Genomic DNA, 18,710 nt, shown 5'->3' with positions numbered 1-18,710 from the left:
AGTATCGAATAGCCTAATATGGACAGCGACTTTTACAAAGCCTATTTATTACATCGACGTCCCTATAGTGACTCGCAAGTAATGTTAGATATGCTGGTAGAAGGCGTTGGCCAGCTTAGAATGCTCGCACGAGTTAGTGGCCGCCAGGCCACTAAACATAAAGCCCAATTGCAACCATTTCAATCCTTACTCGTCCATTACAATGGCAAATACGATTTAAAATATATTAATAAATTTGAGCTCTACGGCAACCCATTATTTCTAACTGGTGATAAGCTTTATTGTGGCTTTTATTTAAATGAGCTAACTAATCGCATTGTGCCGATTAATGAGCCCATTGATCAAGTTTTTCAACTTTATAAAACACACCTAGAAAACCTTAATAGTGGTACTGACATGCAAGCGGTACTGCGCTCTTATGAATTTCAATTGTTAGAGTTACTAGGATATGGTGTTGATTTTAGTTTTGATGCGGACGGTGAGCCAATTGACGAGGCACAAACGTATAGCTATTTTGCAGAAGTAGGGTTTTCGGTGCAACATGACACGCGTTCTGGATTTACCGGTTCACAACTTAATGCCATAGCAAATCATGACTTTAGCCAAGCGGATGTGTTATATATGGCAAAGCAATTAAGTCGTTATTTATTAAAGCCATTATTGGGCAATAAGCCATTAAAAAGTCGTGAGTTATTTATTAGCTCTCAATAAACAAATTTCACAGGTACAAACATGAAAGATATTCTTCTAGGCGTGAATGTAGATCATATTGCAACGCTTCGCCAAGCTCGAGGTACTTCTTACCCAGATCCAGCCCATGCAGCCAGTGTTGCAGAGCATGCCGGTGCTGATGGCATTACGATTCATTTACGCGAAGACCGCAGACACATTCAAGACCGCGATGTGTATGTGATGGCTAAAACCATTCAAACACGTATGAACCTTGAAACCGCAGTAACCGATGAAATGATTGCGATTGCACTTGAGGTTAAACCTGAATATGTTTGCTTAGTACCTGAAAAACGTGAAGAGCTTACTACCGAAGGCGGCTTAGATGTAGCGGGTAATATTGATAAAATCGCCGCAGCGACTAAAACTTTAACGCAAGCCGGTATTAAAGTGTCACTGTTTATAGATGCCGATAAAGCGCAGTTAGACGCTGCAAAAGCCTGTGGTGCGCCTTATGTTGAAATTCATACTGGTGCGTATGCTGATGCCACAAACGATGAAGACACCGCGAAAGAGCTTGAACACATCCGCCAAGGCGTTAAGTATGCAGCGAGTATTGGCTTAATTGTTAATGCCGGCCATGGTTTGCATTATCACAACGTGAAGCCAATTGCAGCGATGCCAGAGATTTACGAGCTTAATATTGGTCACGCTATTATTGCCCGTGCAGCGATTGATGGTTTAGATAAAGCAGTGCGTGACATGAAACGCTTAATGCTTGAAGCTCGCGCTTAGAATCATAAATAACAATAGACAAGACGAGCTATAGCTCGTCTTTTTTATTGTTGTTATCAATGTTGGCATCAACAAGTAAGTTTTCCAGCTCGTCTTGAAGTTCAAACAGTTCGGGCTCTATATTATCAAGTACGCATTCATTTTTTAGTGATGTTTCGATCGTTTCAGCTAAGGTTTTTAGCTTTGGTACGCCGGTGTAGCAACACGCTCCATGAAACTTATGGATCACGCTGAGTACTTGAGGGCAATCATTGCTGACTATTGCTTGATTTAATAAGTTTAGGGTTTCAGGCACGCTTAATAACAACATGTTAAGCATTTCATTGGCTAATTCAGGCTTACCGCCTGCACGTTGCAGTGCCAACGTCCAATCAAGCCGAGTGCTATCAAAAGGCGCGGTGCTATGTTCAAATGTGCTTTTTGACTTATCACGGCTTACAGGTAACTGCGGACTATGATCGCAAATAATTTGATTGAGCATATCTTCGTCAATTGGCTTGGTTAAATAGCCTTCAAAGCCATCTTTTAATAATTGCTCTTTTTCACTATTAAGTGCATGCGCCGTTACGGCAATAATAGGTGTATCTTCATTTAAAGATGACTCTTTAATGAGTTTACAGGCTGTAATGCCATCCATTATCGGCATTTGAATATCCATAAAAATCACATCATATTTATGACTTTTACTTAAGCTGTAAGCTTGTGAACCATTATGGGCAGTATCAATCAATTCCACCTGTTCATTGAGTAGGGTGTATATTAATTTTAAATTAGCGTCGTTATCATCTACCACTAATACTTTTAATGGCAGTAGAGTTTGTTCATGCTGATCTATGTTATGCGCAGGGTGATCAAGTCGATATGGTGCGGCTAATAACTCACATAATTTACGATGGTTGAGCGGTTTACTTAAACAGGCATCTGCACCGCTGCCTATAAAAGCTTCACGCATATTGTGTGATACAGTATTAAGCATTAAATATAAATAATCGGTTGATTCTCTAACCGCTTTTACATAGCTTTTTAAGCGCTGCATATCGTCAACCGATGCCATGTGACCAATAAGGCATATATCAAAATTAATCTCTGATTTCTCGATACACTCTAAAAATTCACTTTCGCTATGACATCGAGTGACGCTAATTTTCCACTCTTGTAATAATGAAACAACGGCATGATGAGTATGCTTATGTGGCTCTAGATAAAGAACACGTTTACCAATTAATGACTGGGTAGGCAAATCGTTGATAAATACATGATTTGGTAATCTAAATACGCCATTAAAAGTAAAGCATGTGCCACTACCTGGAGCTGAATTTAAGGTAATACGGCCATTCATTGCTTCAACAATATGTTTAGTAATAATAAGCCCTAAGCCAGTGCCACCAAATTTACGGGTGATACTGGAGTCGGCTTGGCCAAAGGCGGTAAATAACGCGTCTTGTTTATCGGCAGGAATACCCACCCCGGTGTCAGCCACCGACACTAAAATGGAAGTACGCTCCTCATCCAACAAACGATGGCTAATATCGACTTTAATGGCGCCTTTTTCAGTAAATTTTATAGCGTTACTTAATAGGTTAATAAGTACTTGTTTAAATCGAGTGGGGTCGCCGGTTAAGTGATCGGGCACCTGAGGGTTTATATAAATAGAGAGCTCAAGTTGTTTGTCGTGAGCGCTAGGTGCCAGTAATGTCATCACTTCGTTTACGCTATCGCGTAATTGAAATTGAATCGATTCAAGCTCCATAGCACCCGCTTCTAATTTGGAGAAGTCTAATATATCGCTAATAATGGTCAGTAAGCTGTTTGCTGAAAGCTCAATGGTATCAAGGTAATCTTTTTGGTTTTTATTTAGCGGTGTTTTATAAAGCTGGCGAGTAAAGCCAATAACCCCATTAAGTGGTGTGCGCAGTTCATGACTCATTTTTGCTAAAAAGTCAGACTTAACGCGGTTAGCATCTTGGGCTTCTTTTTTAGCCATAGTGAGCTGTATATTTTGTGTTTCGTATTGCTCAAGCGTTTCGCGGTAATCACTAGTTGCTTGATCAATATTTTTTTGCATTTCGTCTTTTTGCATCACCATAGAGTGGGATATGGTATTGAGTCCTTCACGCAATAGTTCAAACTCACCATTCATGGGCTCAGTTAACCCTGTTTGTCTTTTCCCTTCAATCAACCTGTCGGTAGCAAGTACTAACTTATTTAGCGGTGTCATAAACATACGGCTAAGTTTTAGTGCTAAAATAGCTGCTAATACTAAGGCAAGAATAATAATAATACCGCTGACTAATAATGCGCGTTGCTGACCAATAACAGCTTTGTCGCGATTAAGTTGGATCACTACGGTACCTAATGTGGTCTGAAACTCAGAGGTATTCCAATCGCTATTAGGTGTTGTGTGATTAATAATAGGGGTAAAAAAAGTCACTAACTCTTCAGTTTGCTGAACATGTGTGGCTTTAAAACTGTCTATTTGTGTTTGCTCAATTAAGGTATCGAACGAGCGATGATAGTTACTAGTTATAATAAGTTGGTTGTTATCATTAAAAATAGCAATTGATTTAATCGCCGGTGAGTGTTTGTTATGTGTATAACGAATCACGCGATTAAGTAGTTTTTTATTTTTTTCCAGTAAAGGTTGTTCAAGAGCAATCGCTAAAGGCTCAGAAATTGTTGTGCCTTGTTGATATAAAATTTCATCAAGCTCAATGTAACGATTTATTGTAAAATAACCACCTAGTAATAGCCCAATGATCACTGTGGGGATCAGGGTGAGTGTTAAAACAGAATCGCGCAAGCCTAGTTTGGTCATAATCTGAGCATTATTATCATTTTTATTAAATGTGAGTATATACATACTCATAGCTATTCTCAAAGTAGAGACGTAATTCATCAACCTTTAAGGTAATGCCTCATGGCACAAATATTTAAAGCAAAGAAAAAACCACTACAACAGCAATCGCTAGAACTCGATATTACAGCAATGGATCACCATGGCCGTGGTATTGCTAAGTACAATAATAAAGTGTGTTTTGTTAGTGGAGCATTACCTGGTGAGCGAGTAAAAGCCAAGTTGGTTGATGATAAAGCACGTTACAGCCAAGCTGATACGCTTAAAATAATTAAAGCTAGTGAATATCGCACAGCGCCTATTTGTGAACATTACAGTCAGTGTGGTGGTTGCCAGCTACAGCATTTAGATACCACAAAACAGGTAATTGAAAAGCAAGCTGCGGTGAATCAATTATTTGCCAAGTTTGCAAAATTAACTGATTTAAACTGGCAAGCCCCGCTGCAAAGCCAAGCAACTCATTATCGACGCAGTGCTCGAATAGCTGTTATGTTCGACAAGGCTGCAAAAAAAATGCGGGTAGGCTACAGAGCACGTGGCTCTAAAAGCATTGTTAGCATTAATCAGTGCCCAGTATTAAGTGACGTATTTGCCGATGTATTTAATGTATTTGATAAAGTCATTAATCAAAACAAGACGCTACACAGTATTAGTCATTTACAATTATGTGCCGCTGATGAACAATCTTTTATTGTTATCCGCCATACCAAAGCGATTTTACCTCATGATAAGGCGTTTGTTGAGCAAAGTGTGGCAGCTCATAATTGGCAGTTAGTGTGGCAAAGTGACAGTGATACTATTGATCATTCACATTTAGCTATGCCATTTTATAAACTTGAACAGTTAAATATAACGTTTGAGTTTGGGCTCAGTAACTTTATTCAGGTTAATGCGAGTGTAAATCAAGCGATGCTGATCCAAGCTGCAAACTGGTTAGCACTTCAAGGCGATGAAAATGTTCTGGATTTATTTTGTGGTATTGGTAACTTCTCTTTAGTGTTAGCGAAACAAGCTAAAACAGTAACAGGAATTGAGGGCGTAACTTCGGCGGTTGCATTAGCAACACAAAATGCGCACACTAACTCTATTACTAATACCCAGTTTCATTGTTTTGATTTAACCACGAGCATTAAAAAAGCGCCGTGGTTTAATAAAGAATTAGATGTTTTAGTACTCGACCCCTCACGCACTGGTGCGATGGCAGTTTTAGAACAGCTTCCATTAACGCAGTTTAAAGCGATTTTATACGTTTCTTGCGACCCTGTTACTTTAGCCCGTGACAGCGCTATTATTTCGCAAGCCGGCTTTGAGCTGAACAAGATAGGGCTAATGAATATGTTTCCTCACACGGGGCATATCGAAACTATGGCGTTATTTCAACGGAGGTAAAGCGCATTATGGTAGCGACACGTCAATCTCATCAACATGATAAAGCGGGTGACTTTTTTTCACGCGTAGAATCTCTTGATTTGTCTCAAGAAAAAATCAGCTTACTCAACAAAGCGCAGCAGCTTTGCCAAACGTGCGATAACAGCGAACGACAAAATACCGCTATAGAAATGGTGGAGATTTTAGTTGAGTTAAATTTAGATGCTGACTCTTTAGCCACAGCCTATTTAACCCCTTATTATTTAAATGATGTAGTGAGCATTGATGCGGTAGAAGAGCATTTAGGCAATCATGTTGCAGTGCTGCTTACAGGTGTGTCACAAATGGCTACCATAAGTACCTTAGCTCATCAAGGCAACGGCACTGTGCAAGTTGATAATATTCGCCGGATGCTGCTTGCTATGGTGGAAGATGTGCGCGCTGTGGTGATTAAATTAGCCGAACAGGTTTGCCATTTACGCAATGTCAAAGATGCCGCAGAAGAAGAGCGAGTAGTTGCCGCCAAAGAGACCGCTGATATATTTGCACCGCTTGCCAATCGTCTTGGTATTGGTCAATTAAAATGGGAGCTTGAGGATTTAGCTTTTCGTTATTTGCACCCCGATATTTATAAAAACATTGCCAAGCAGCTCGATGATAAGCGCCTTGCCCGTGAAGCGTATATGGTTGATATGGTTGAACAGGTCAAACAACGCCTCCATGAAGCGGGTATTAAAGCTGAGGTGTACGGCAGGCCAAAACATATCTACAGCATTTATAAAAAAATGGCGAAAAAGAACTACGAGTTTGATCAGCTATTTGATATACGCGCTATGCGAATTGTGGTTGAACGATTACAAGACTGCTACGGTGCTCTAGGTATAGTGCACACTAATTGGCGTCATTTAAATAAAGAGTTTGACGATTACGTTGCGACCCCAAAACAAAATGGCTATCAATCTATTCATACGGTTGTGTTTGGTCCTGAGGGTAAAACCGTTGAAATTCAAATACGAACACACGACATGCATCAAGATGCAGAGCTGGGTGTCGCCGCGCATTGGATGTACAAAGAAGGCGCATTACCAGGGCGTGGTTCAGGCTATGAGCAAAAAATTAGCTGGTTGCGTAAATTACTGCAATGGCAAGAAGAAGTGGTTGATGGCAGCGATTTAGCACAAGAGCTTAAAAACCAAGTGGTTGAAGATCGTGTGTATGTGTTTACCCCTCGAGGCGATATTTTTGACTTACCACTGGGGGCAACGCCTCTTGATTTTGCTTACTACATTCACTCCAATGTAGGGCATCGATGTATTGGCGCAAAAATATTTGGCAAAATAGTGCCATTTACTCATCAGTTAAGCACTGGTGACCAAGTTGAAATACTAACCCAAAAGCAGCCAAACCCAAGCCGTGATTGGTTAAACCCGTCGCTGGGATATATTAAATCGTCTCGCGCTAGAGCCAAAATCCACCATTGGTTTAAACAGCTCGACCGCGATAAAAATTTAAGTGCGGGTAAAGAAATCCTTGATAACGAATTACAAAAATTAGAGCTAACTTATAAAGATTTAGATCCTGCTATAAAGCGTTTTAATTTTAGAGAACTTGATGACTTAATGGTCGCCATTGGCGCAGGCGATATTCGTCTTAACCAAATGCTTAACTTTATTACCGACAGAACAGAGCATGAGCCGGTAATTCGTTTCAAATCGCCTAGTAAAGTGACTGGTGACAAAAACGGTATTGTGGTGGATGGGGTCGGTAGTTTAATGAGCCATGTTGCTCGTTGTTGTCGCCCAGTACCTGGGGATGAAATTATTGGGTATATTACTCAAGGGCGCGGTATTGCGGTGCACCGAGAGGATTGTGATTCGTTTAGTAATTTAAAAAACAAGCACCCCGAGCGTGTTATTTCAGTGAGTTGGTCAGATGATATTAGTAGCTCTTATGCCTTAACTATTCGCATTGAAGCCAGCGATCGTTCTGGGCTAATTCGTGACATCAGCTCAGCACTTGCCAATGAAAAAGTTAATGTGCTCAATATGAACGTAAACACGGTTGATAGCACTCAAACTGCTATTTTTGTGATGCAAATTGAAGTGCATGACTTACAGGGCACTAATAAAGTACTGTCTAAGCTACATCAGATCGAAGGGGTGCACAGTGCAAAACGAGGGCAGTAATCAGGCTAACAATGAGGCTTTAAGCCAACTGCTGGAAATAATGCAAACACTGAGAAACCCTGAGGGCGGATGCCCTTGGGATCTCAAGCAAACGTTTGCGTCAATCGTACCTCACACTCTTGAAGAAGCCTATGAAGTGGCTGATTGTATTGAGCGCGACGATTTAAGTGAACTTAAAGGTGAACTAGGTGATCTGTTATTTCAAATAGTGTTTTATGCGCAACTAGCGCAAGAGCAGCAATTATTTGATTTTAATGATGTAGTGGCTCAATTAAATGAGAAGCTGGTATGTCGTCATCCACATGTATTTTCATCGCAAGACACCCCCACAACTGATGCCGAATTAGCCGCACAATGGCAAGCAATAAAAGCACAAGAGCGTGCTATTAAACTCAAAGGTGAAAGCTCGTCACTTTGGCAAGATATACCAAACAGTTTACCTAGCTTAACAAAAGCCAAAAAAATTCAGCAACGTGTAGCCGCTTTAGGCTTTGACTGGCCCACTTATCATGGCGCTATAGATAAGGTGAGTGAGGAAGTTGAGGAAGTCAAAGAAGCCTTAGAACATGACCCGTACTCAGCGCATACAGCAGAAGAGCTAGGTGATTTGTTGTTTGCTACCGTGAATGTAGCGCGCCATGTTAAACGTGATCCAGAACAATTGCTTCGCAGTGCCAACGATAAGTTTTCTGCACGATTTGAAAAGGTGCAGAATTACTTAATTGCCCAGGGTAAATGTATTGAGTCAGCGTCTTTAGAGGAAATGGATGCGGCATGGGATGCAATAAAAAAATTAAATAAATAGGGACATAAAAAATGTCTGTTTTTTGTGCACAGATTTGCTATTTATAGCTGGATTGCTTAGCTATGTTTTGGTACAATTTCGCCCCGTCTTGTTTATATTCCAAAATCACTTGTTTGGGTATTATATTCCTTTTAATTCCTGATATTCTAGGGTTCGCATGAGTACAAAATTTATCTTCGTTACTGGCGGAGTTGTTTCTTCGTTGGGTAAAGGTATTGCAGCAGCATCATTGGCCGCTATTTTAGAAGCCCGTGGCTTAGATGTTACCATTCTAAAGCTGGATCCTTACATCAACGTTGACCCAGGCACAATGAGCCCAATTCAACACGGTGAAGTATACGTTACCGAAGACGGCGCAGAAACGGACCTTGATTTAGGTCACTACGAACGTTTTATTCGCACCAAAATGACCAGCCGTAATAACTTTACGCAAGGGCGTGTATATGAAGATGTGCTACGTCGTGAAAGACGTGGTGAATATCTTGGCGCAACTATTCAGGTTATTCCTCATATTACCAATGACATTAAGCAACGTGTTTATGATGGCGCAGAAGGCCATGATATAGCAATCGTTGAAATTGGTGGTACGGTAGGCGATATTGAATCACAACCATTTATCGAAGCAATTCGTCAAATGGGCACAGAAATTGGTCGTGAACGCGCACTTTTCATTCACTTAACCTTAGTGCCATTTTTAGGCCCTGCAGGTGAAGTGAAAACAAAACCAACTCAGCATTCAGTTAAAGAGTTACGCTCGGTAGGTATTCAACCAGATATTCTTATTTGTCGCTCAGACCGTAAGCTGCCAAATAACGAGCGTGCAAAAATTGCATTGTTCACAAACGTTGAAGAAAAAGCCGTTATTTCACTGCCTGATGTAGACAGTATTTATAAAATCCCTGCGTTATTAAAATCGCAAGAGTTAGATAACTTTGTATGTCGTCGTTTTCATTTAGACGCGCCTGAAGCTGATTTAGCTGAGTGGGAACAAGTATTGTATCAAGAGTCTAACCCAACGGGTGAAGTGACAATTGGTATGGTAGGTAAATACATTGAATTACCAGATGCATACAAATCAGTAAACGAAGCATTAAAACATGCTGGATTAAAAAATCGTTTAACTATTAATATCCAATACGTTGATTCACAAGACTTAGAAACCAAAGGAACGGATGTTCTTTCTCGCTTAGATGCTATTTTAGTGCCAGGTGGTTTTGGTGGTCGTGGTGTTGAAGGTAAGATTTTAGCGGCAAAATATGCTCGTGAAAACAAAGTGCCTTACTTAGGTATTTGTTTAGGTATGCAGGTTGCGCTTATTGAATACGCACGAAATGTTGCCGGTTTAGTTGATGCAAACTCAACTGAATTTAACGCAAATTCAGAGTCGCCAGTGGTTGGTTTAATCACTGAGTGGTTAGATGCCGAAGGTAATGTTGAATTACGTGACGAAAAGTCTGATTTAGGTGGCACTATGCGTTTAGGCGCACAAAAATGTCATTTAACACCAGGCTCTAAAGTACATGATGTGTATGGTAGCGACGAAATTGTTGAACGTCATCGTCACCGTTATGAAGTTAACAACAACTTTGTAGCACAACTTGAGCAAGCTGGTTTAAGCTTTACAGGTTTATCTGAAGATAAAAAACTAGTAGAGATTATTGAGAATAAAGATCATCCTTGGTTTATTGCAGCGCAATTCCACCCGGAATTCACTTCAACACCACGTGATGGTCACCCGCTATTTGAAGGGTTTGTAGCTGCGGCTCATACCTATCAAAAAGCGTCTTCGTAATATAAAAAGGCTGTGCATGATGCGCGGCCTTTTTTGTTTCTAAGGCTAGCCAAACTCAGGTTAGCCGCACTCACCATTTTGGGAATATAGAGGAATCAAGATGTCAGAAATCGTAAAAGTAATCGGTCGTGAAATTATGGACTCGCGTGGTAACCCAACTGTTGAAGCTGAGGTATATTTAGCTGATGGTTCATGGGGCCGTGCTGCTGCACCTTCAGGTGCATCTACAGGAACTCGCGAAGCATTAGAATTACGTGATGGTGATAAAGCGCGTTACTTAGGTAAAGGCGTATTAAAAGCGGTTGGCTTCATTAATAATGAAATTGCAGAAGCGCTAAAAGGTCAAAACGCACTTGCTCAAAGTGATGTAGACCAAGTAATGCTTGATTTAGATGGTACTGAAAACAAAGAAAAACTAGGTGCTAATGCTATTTTAGCGGTTTCACTTGCTAACGCAAAAGCGGCTGCACAATCTAAAAAAGTAGAGCTATACGAGCACATTGCTGACTTAAATGGCACGCCAGGTGTTTACTCTATGCCACTACCAATGATGAACATCATCAACGGCGGTGAGCACGCTGATAACTCAGTAGATATTCAAGAATTTATGGTTCAGCCAGTAGGTGCTACTAACTTCCGTGAAGCATTGCGTATGGGTGCTGAAGTATTTCATAGCCTAGCTAAGGTACTTAAAGCAGATGGACATTCAACAGCTGTAGGTGACGAAGGTGGTTTTGCACCAAACCTTGCATCAAACGAAGCTGCACTTGCAGCTATTAAAGTGGCTGTTGCAAATGCCGGTTATGAGCTTGGTAAAGATATTACCCTTGCACTTGATTGTGCGGCCTCTGAGTTTTATAACAAAGAAGCAAATATCTATGACCTTAAAGGTGAAGGTAAGCAATTTACATCTGAAGAGTTTAACCACTTCTTAAAAGATTTAACTGAGCAATACCCAATTGTATCAATTGAAGATGGTTTAGATGAGTCTGATTGGGATGGCTTTGCACACCAAACCAAACTAATGGGCGATAAAGTTCAATTAGTGGGTGATGATTTATTCGTAACCAATACTAAGATTTTAAAACGCGGTATTGATAACGGTATTGCCAATTCAATCTTAATTAAATTTAACCAAATTGGTTCATTAACAGAGACGTTAGCTGCAATCAAAATGGCAAAAGATGCAGGTTTTACAGTGGTTATTTCTCACCGTTCTGGTGAAACTGAAGATGCAACTATTGCTGATTTAGCAGTAGGTACTGCTGCAGGTCAAATTAAAACGGGTTCATTAAGCCGTTCAGATCGTGTTGCTAAGTACAACCAATTGCTACGTATTGAAGAGCAATTAGGCGCTAAAGCACCGTACAATGGTTTAAAAGAAGTTAAAGGTCAGTAATTCTCTAATCAGAATCTGATATTTAAGATTATAAAAATCCTCGCTTATGCGGGGATTTTTTTAAGGAATAAAATATAACACTTCAAAGGTTTATTAATTGTAAAATTTTTGTTATTTTTACGCTGCTATAAAAACAATAAAATGATTATGAAAAATAATAACTATGTTACTCACCTAATCAATGCCAAATATCATGGCACGCTTCCTCCACAGCAGAAAATACTATCTTTTGCGCTAACTAATCCTGAGTTTGTTAGCCATTGGTTGTGCCATGCGCTTTCATCTTCAAATTCATCACAGGAATTAGCTATTGTTTTATGCTTAGCTAAGCATCATAAAATTGAAGCTCTTCAGGTTTTATCTCAATTTTGGCCAACTAAATCTGCAGATCAGCTATTAACCATTAAGTTTGAAAAATATGTATCAGGCCTTCCTAAGTCTATAAGGCAGAGTGTTGAAACTGATTTAATAGGTTTGTGGACTAGCTTAATTATGCCATTGAATATTGAATCCTATGAACAATCATTACCCGTTGCAACAATAGAAACGCAACTAACGAATGAGTTAGCTCAGGAAGTTATAAAACTTGCTAATAATAATTTAAATTTAGCCGGAGTGTATGCTGAAAACTCTACAAGACAAAAAGTTACAGGCATCAGAGACAATGAGCAACTTATAACACAATTACCAGTCGATAATATTCTAATAGCAATATTACAGCGCCTCATGTGTTCAGATGACTATACTGACTTAGCATATGCTGAGCCTATGGTTATTTATCGTTATACACAAGGGCAACAATATAAATGGCACTACGATTTTATTACACCTTCAAATGAAAATGCTAAGCAAGAGCTTAATTTTTTTGGACAACGTAAACGAACTCGGATCATTAATTTAAATGATCGATTTGAAGGTGGTGAGACTACTTTTAAAGATTGGGATATAAGTATTAAAGCGAAGCAGGGGCAAGTGATTAAATTTAATAATATGATTGGTAATCGGGTTGATAAAAATTCAGTGCATAGCGGTAAACCAATCTTATTAGGTGAAAAGTGGATTTGTACGCTTTGGATGCGAGAAAAGCCTTTTTGGTTACGCGAATCTATTTGGTGTGAAAATTAATATCGAACAAATAATTACAACTGAAATTGCTGCTTTAAAATCTCGCCGGTAAAACTGGTTTTTAAGTAAAAGCCACGTGGCAGAGTTTTTATAATTTGTCCGTTTGGGCCTATTGCATCGGTAACAATATGGCTATTGGCTGCTTTTGGTCGTATTTGCATTACATCCCCTAAATGACCTGAAATTTCATCAATTCTACCAAGAGCTATAAGCTCCATTTGTTCTTCCCAGTCTCGCTGCAATTGTGCATCTTGCGCGGGGGAAGGTTGCCACAAAAAGCCACTGCCTATGGTTCTATCAAAAGGAGCGATATCGCGCTCACTTAAAATAGGTAACCATAAAACATGATTCAACTTTTTACGTACGCTACTTGTGTGCCACGTCATGCCAGTTACATTCATTAGCGGGGTGACCGACACAAAGGTGGTTTCTAGCGGTTTACCTTTATATGAAATAGGCAATGTTTTAAGCTCTATGCCTAAATCTTCAAAGTCGGGGAGCGGTTTTGAACCAGCGGTTGCGCCTAATACATACTCAATCAGTTGACCTGTCCAGCCTTTTTCACGCAATAAATCATCTGGCGTTTTAAAGTGGTATTGCTGTGCTAGTTGTCCAAGTGTGAGCCCTGCAATATTATTGACACGTTGCATTAGTTGATTAATTGAATGAGGTTTTAAAGGTTGCATACTGTTAATTTAGTTGAATAAATACCAACGCCATGATAGCAAATTAGCTTGATAGTGGATATCTTTAGCGGTTGGTTGATTTTTATACGTGCAGTGGTTGGTGCAATTTTATGCACTGCTTTAAAACGCTAAAATTAACTAAGTAACTGAACTACATTGTTTTTTTTGTTTTTGGTGTTCAGTTTTAATTAAGGTCTATAATTGTTGTAAGGATAAATACAGATGTATAAACATGTTTATCCACAGATTCTGTGGAGAACATCACTTTTTTGATCTTGTATTGTGGATTTGTTTGGTAAATGAGCGTGTTTTACAAAAGTTATGCACAAGCTGTGAGTAACCAGCACAAACAGTGTGGTTTTTATGTATTTACGTATGGCAGTGTTGTTTGTTATTCACATGCAATGGATTTCGCCATTAATTTGCCTTAAGCGAAGGTGTTAACGAGGCTTGCACGTAATAGTATTTGCCGTATTGCAGCTAATGTGGAACAATCATAAAAAATCGACTTACAAATGAGGCACTAAGGTGATTGATGCCGAAGGTTTTCGTGCCAATGTCGGAATTGTAATTTGCAATAATCAGGGGCAAGTGTTTTGGGCCAGACGCTATGGTCAACATTCTTGGCAATTTCCCCAAGGTGGTGTTGATGATGGTGAAACACCAGAACAAACTATGTACCGTGAATTACACGAAGAAGTAGGTTTGCGACCAGAAGATGTAGAAATAGTTGCAAGCTCAAAACATTGGTTACGCTATAAATTACCCAAACGATTAATCCGCCGAGATTCAAGTCCGGTGTGTATTGGGCAAAAACAAAAATGGTTTTTACTAAAACTGCGCTGTAAAGATGAAGATGTTAACTTACTGAAAACCCATCATCCGGAATTTGATGATTGGCGATGGGTAAGTTATTGGTATCCGGTTAGACAGGTTGTGTCGTTTAAACGGGACGTTTATCGACGTGTTATGAAAGAGTTTGCTCCCTTTGCTATGCCCTTTAATAAGCGAGAGCAACAAAAAGATCACTGGCGAAATAAAAGGTAGTTTTACATAAAAAGGAGCAGTGTATGCTGGCAACACTCAGAGCGATAGCTGAGTCTGTTTCGCAACAAGCGAATTTAGACGACGCGTTAGTGTGCTTTGTGAAAATGGTAAAAGATGCTATGAATACCCAGTGCTGCTCCATTTATTTTGCAGATTACAGCCAAGATAATTTTGTACTGATGGCTACCGAAGGGTTAAACCCTGATGCGGTGGGCAAATTTAGAATTGGCTTTACCGAGGGTTTAGTTGGGCTTGTTGCTCAGCGTGAAGAAGCAATTAACATTGCCTTTGCCAAGTCGCATCCTCGTTTTAAACTCTCCCCAGAAGTTAACGAAGAAGGTTATAACGCCTTTTTGTCTGTGCCTGTTGTTCATCAAAAAAAAGTGTTAGGTGTTATTGTTGTTCAACAGAAAATGGCGCGGGTATTTTCTCAAGATGAGGAGTCGTTTTTAATTACGCTTTCTGCTCAGTTAGCTTCGCAATTAGCCCATGCTGAAATAAAAGAAGTATTACGCCAAGACGAGTCGTCTCATCAAACATCGGTATTAAAAGGGGTTTCTAGCGCACCTGGTATAAGTATTGGTAAAGCTTTTGTTGTTATTCCTAAACTTAATTTTAAGTCCATAGAACTTACTAAGAATAATGATGTCATTGAACAGCGCCGTTTATTCACCCAAGCGGTTGCTGCTACGCGCAAAGAATTTAGCACCTTATCGATGACGTTAAGTGACAGCATACCGCAAGAGGCGTTGGCTGTATTTGATGTATATCAGCAATTACTAGATGCTAAAAGTTTAGGTCATAATGTAGAGACACAATTACAAGAAGGGTGGTGTGCAAAAAGTGCATTAAAAATTGTGATTGAACGTTTAGTTGCACAGTTTAACGAAATGCAAGACCCTTACATTAAAGAGCGTGCGGTTGATGTTAAAGACATTGGCTTACGAGTGCTGCATCACTTAGTGAATACCGAACACGCAATAAAAGACTACCCTGAAAACACCATTTTAATAGCGCACACACTAACGCCAGCTATGTTAGCAGAGGTGCCCAATGAGCGTTTAGCGGGGGTTGTGAGTATTAATGGTTCAGCCAATAGCCATGCCTCTATTTTAACCCGTGCTATGGGCGTGCCTGCGATTTGGGGTATTGAAGATTTACCGTTATTGCAGTTTGATAGTAAAGAAATGATTTTAGATGCTTTTGCTGGGCGTTTATATATTTCGCCTTCGCAAATGCTTATTGATGAGTATACCGAATTACAACACCAAGATAACTTACTCAATAATCGGTTTTTAGAAGAACAAGCACTGCCTTCAATCACGTTAGACGGTGAGCATATTAGTTTATTACTTAATGCAGGGCTTGAGCTTAATACCCAACAAAATAGTGCCCATATTTGTGATGGTGTTGGCCTTTACAGAACCGAAGCATGGTTTATGCAAAAGGGGCAGTTTCCATCGCAACAAGAACAAGAAAAGTGGTACCGAGAAGTACTAAGTAGCTATTACCCTAACCCCGTTGTTATGCGAACGTTAGATATAGGTGGCGACAAAGTTTTAGATTATTTTAACATTACCGAAGAAAACCCGTTTTTAGGATGGCGAGGTATTAGAATTAGCTTAGATCATCCTGAGCTTTTTTTAGATCAACTCAAAGCGATGCTAAAAGCGAATATTGGCTTAGGTAATTTAAAAATAATGCTGCCGATGATCAGTGGCACCGATGAGGTTGAAGAGTCACTGGCATTGTTTAACCAAGCTTATTATGAGTTAAGTGAAGCATTTCCTGAGCAACTAATAGAAAGGCCTGATATTGGTATTATGCTTGAGGTACCTTCAAGTGTATTTATGCTGCCAGAGTGGTCTAGAAAAGTCGATTTTTGTTCAGTGGGTAGTAACGACTTAACTCAGTATTTATTAGCCGTAGACAGAGCAAATGCACGCGTAGCCGATTTATTTAACCCCTACCATCCAGCCGTGTTGCGTGTATTAAATAATATTGCCAGCGAGTGTGAGCACTATGAATTGCCCTTTAGTTTATGTGGGGAGCTTGGTGGCGACCCCGAGGGCGCAATATTACTGATTGCTATGGGTTATAGGCGTTTAAGCATGAACTTATCGTCACTAAACAAAGTGAAGTGGGTGCTAAGGCGCTTAAATGTAAGCGACATGGAACAATTACTGAGCGAATGTTTGGCACAGCCCAACGCTAAACAAGTACTGCGGTTAACTCGTAGTTTTATGATAGAGCATCAGCTAGGTAATTTATTTTATACACCAAAATGATAGAACTGTAATTGTTTATATAATCAATTAAAATATACTTATAATTAAATGTATTAGAGATAACTATGTATGAACTAGGACTTCTAGTTGCAAGTTGTGCGCTGTTAGGCTGCATTGTTGGTTTTTTAGCAGGGTTACTAGGCATAGGCGGTGGTTTAATCATTGTGCCAGTGCTAAGTAGTTTGCTACTTAGTTTTGACGTTGCCGCTGCTGATCATGTGTTAGTTATCGCCATTGCAACATCTTTAGCCTCTATTTTATTTACTTCTACCTCTTCAGCGTTGGCTCATCATAAAAATGATAATGTGCCTTGGGAAATTGCTCCTTGGGTTATGTCGGGCGTGGCCATTGGTGCATTGGTAAGTGGCTTTGCTGCCAGCTTTATCCCTGAGAAAATGTTAAAAACGGTGTTTGCCGTCAGTGTAGTTTTTATTGCAATGAGAATGGTACTTTCTGCTCGTAATAAAGTGAGCGCAGAACACCCTTTGCCCGCAGGCCCCGTGCTAGCTAGTGTTAGTTCGGTAATGGGGGCTTTGTCTGGATTAATTGGCATTGGTGGCGGTGCATTACTTGTGCCTATGTTGCATTATTTTTCGGTTGATATTAAAAAGGCAATTGGTTGCGCTGCTGCATGTGGTATTGTAATTGCCTTTTTTGGGTCTATCGGTTACATCAGCGCTGGGTGGCATGTAACGGACTTAGCGCATGGTTTTATGGGGTTTGTATATTTACCTGCTTTATTTGGGATTGTTGTTACCTCATGGTTTATAGCGCCTATTGGGGCTAAGGCAACACATTACTTACCTGTGAATACAATTAAGAAAGTTTTCGCGATGTTACTGGTTTTCATCGCTATTAAAATGGTTTTTAGCTAAAGGTTTATTTTTATGGCACTGGAGTTTCCTCAAATTGATCCAATAATATTTTCTGTTGGACCACTTAGCGTTCGTTGGTATGGGTTAATGTACTTAATTGGTTTTGCGTTTGCGATGTGGTTTGCTAATCGTCAAGCTAAAAAACCAGGGTCGGGTTGGACTAAAGACGAAGTCAGTGATTTACTCTTTTACGGCATGCTGGGCGTTATATTAGGTGGGCGTATTGGTTATGTTCTGTTTTATCAATTTAGTTATTTTATCGAAAACCCCTTATATTTATTTAGAATCGATCAGGGTGGTATGTCGTTTCATGGCGGCACACTTGGGGTGATCACTGCGATTGCTATTTTTGCTTACAAGCGTAAAAAGTCCTTATTGCAAGTCGGTGACTTTGTAGCGCCTTTAGTGCCAGTTGGTTTACTTGCCGGGCGTATAGGTAACTTTATTAACGGCGAATTATGGGGCCGCACTACCGATGTTCCATGGGCAATGGTATTTCCAACTGGAGGCCCGCTTGCACGCCACCCATCACAACTTTACGAAGCTTTTTTTGAAGGTCTAGTATTGTTTGTCATATTATTGTGGTTTATTAAGCGTCCTCGTCCTGCGGGAAGTGTGTCAGGTTTGTTTTTACTGGGTTACGGCGTATTTAGGTTTGGTATTGAGTATTTTCGCCAACCCGATGCGCAATTGGGGTTATTTGCCGACTTCATTTCAATGGGGCAAATTCTATCGTTACCTATGATCATTGGCGGGTTAGGCTTACTTATTTGGGCCTATAAACAACCACAATCGCAAACAGCGGCAAAAGTTTAAAAGAA

Annotated in this window: 14 protein-coding genes; 12 read left to right on the top strand and 2 right to left on the bottom strand. The window is 39.9% G+C overall.

Translation table 11 applies throughout. From position 1 onward, the window contains the following. The first annotated feature begins 18 nt into the window (after positions 1 to 18). Entirely contained in the window at positions 19 to 711 is a 693-nt protein-coding gene (gene recO, locus ACNSN2_RS11160) for a DNA repair protein RecO (RefSeq protein ID WP_010387802.1), read from the top strand. Positions 712 to 732: 21 nt separating this feature from the next. Then, positions 733 to 1,464 carry a pyridoxine 5'-phosphate synthase gene (gene pdxJ, locus ACNSN2_RS11155; RefSeq protein ID WP_010387803.1) on the top strand — a complete coding sequence of 244 codons (732 nt, stop codon included), beginning with the start codon at positions 733 to 735 and terminating at the stop codon, positions 1,462 to 1,464. 28 nt (positions 1,465 to 1,492) lie between these two features. On the opposite strand, the gene barA is transcribed toward pdxJ, so the two are convergent. Beyond that, positions 1,493 to 4,279: a two-component sensor histidine kinase BarA gene (barA, locus tag ACNSN2_RS11150; protein WP_171039095.1), complete on the bottom strand. Its 2,787-nt coding sequence runs from the start codon at positions 4,277 to 4,279 to the stop codon at positions 1,493 to 1,495. A gap of 102 nt (positions 4,280 to 4,381) precedes the next feature. Between barA and rlmD the strand changes: the two genes are divergently transcribed. From rlmD to ACNSN2_RS11120, 6 genes are all read left to right on the top strand, one after another. Continuing rightward, entirely contained in the window at positions 4,382 to 5,707 is a 1,326-nt protein-coding gene (gene rlmD / locus ACNSN2_RS11145; protein ID WP_418607370.1) for a 23S rRNA (uracil(1939)-C(5))-methyltransferase RlmD, read from the top strand. 8 nt (positions 5,708 to 5,715) lie between these two features. Beyond that, entirely contained in the window at positions 5,716 to 7,872 is a 2,157-nt protein-coding gene (gene relA, locus ACNSN2_RS11140) for a GTP diphosphokinase (protein ID WP_010387807.1), read from the top strand. Continuing rightward, on the top strand, positions 7,853 to 8,677 hold the full coding sequence (gene mazG / locus ACNSN2_RS11135; RefSeq protein ID WP_418607367.1) for a nucleoside triphosphate pyrophosphohydrolase: 825 nt from the start codon (positions 7,853 to 7,855) through the stop codon (positions 8,675 to 8,677). Before relA ends, mazG begins: the two co-directional genes overlap by 20 nt. Positions 8,678 to 8,834: 157 nt before the next feature. After that, complete coding sequence (locus ACNSN2_RS11130; RefSeq protein WP_055013224.1) at positions 8,835 to 10,469, top strand: CTP synthase; 1,635 nt, start codon at positions 8,835 to 8,837, stop codon at positions 10,467 to 10,469. A 100-nt stretch (positions 10,470 to 10,569) separates the two neighbouring features. After that, positions 10,570 to 11,868: a phosphopyruvate hydratase gene (eno, locus tag ACNSN2_RS11125; protein WP_008111781.1), complete on the top strand. Its 1,299-nt coding sequence runs from the start codon at positions 10,570 to 10,572 to the stop codon at positions 11,866 to 11,868. Positions 11,869 to 12,015: 147 nt separating this feature from the next. Beyond that, positions 12,016 to 12,993 carry a prolyl hydroxylase family protein gene (locus ACNSN2_RS11120; RefSeq protein ID WP_418607365.1) on the top strand — a complete coding sequence of 326 codons (978 nt, stop codon included), beginning with the start codon at positions 12,016 to 12,018 and terminating at the stop codon, positions 12,991 to 12,993. A 14-nt stretch (positions 12,994 to 13,007) separates the two neighbouring features. Here ACNSN2_RS11120 and mutH read toward each other — a convergent pair whose 3' ends face one another. Beyond that, complete coding sequence (gene mutH / locus ACNSN2_RS11115) at positions 13,008 to 13,679, bottom strand: DNA mismatch repair endonuclease MutH (protein ID WP_054201754.1); 672 nt, start codon at positions 13,677 to 13,679, stop codon at positions 13,008 to 13,010. A 528-nt stretch (positions 13,680 to 14,207) separates the two neighbouring features. Here mutH and rppH point away from each other — a divergent pair. From rppH to lgt, 4 genes are all read left to right on the top strand, one after another. Further along, positions 14,208 to 14,726 (top strand): RNA pyrophosphohydrolase, encoded by a 519-nt coding sequence (gene rppH / locus ACNSN2_RS11110; protein WP_008111786.1) that lies wholly within the window; start codon positions 14,208 to 14,210, stop codon positions 14,724 to 14,726. Positions 14,727 to 14,749: 23 nt separating this feature from the next. Continuing rightward, positions 14,750 to 17,014: a phosphoenolpyruvate--protein phosphotransferase gene (gene ptsP / locus ACNSN2_RS11105; protein WP_055013226.1), complete on the top strand. Its 2,265-nt coding sequence runs from the start codon at positions 14,750 to 14,752 to the stop codon at positions 17,012 to 17,014. A gap of 65 nt (positions 17,015 to 17,079) precedes the next feature. After that, positions 17,080 to 17,889: a sulfite exporter TauE/SafE family protein gene (locus ACNSN2_RS11100; protein WP_055013227.1), complete on the top strand. Its 810-nt coding sequence runs from the start codon at positions 17,080 to 17,082 to the stop codon at positions 17,887 to 17,889. Positions 17,890 to 17,901: 12 nt separating this feature from the next. Next, positions 17,902 to 18,705: a prolipoprotein diacylglyceryl transferase gene (gene lgt, locus ACNSN2_RS11095; RefSeq protein ID WP_010387815.1), complete on the top strand. Its 804-nt coding sequence runs from the start codon at positions 17,902 to 17,904 to the stop codon at positions 18,703 to 18,705. The last annotated feature ends 5 nt before the right edge of the window (positions 18,706 to 18,710 follow it).

The sequence above is a fragment of the Pseudoalteromonas sp. US3C1013 genome (genome assembly GCF_048401115.1).
GTDB lineage: Bacteria > Pseudomonadota > Gammaproteobacteria > Enterobacterales > Alteromonadaceae > Pseudoalteromonas > Pseudoalteromonas undina.
Note: the sequence above shows the minus strand (reverse complement) of the source record. Positions and strands in the feature narration are given on the sequence as shown.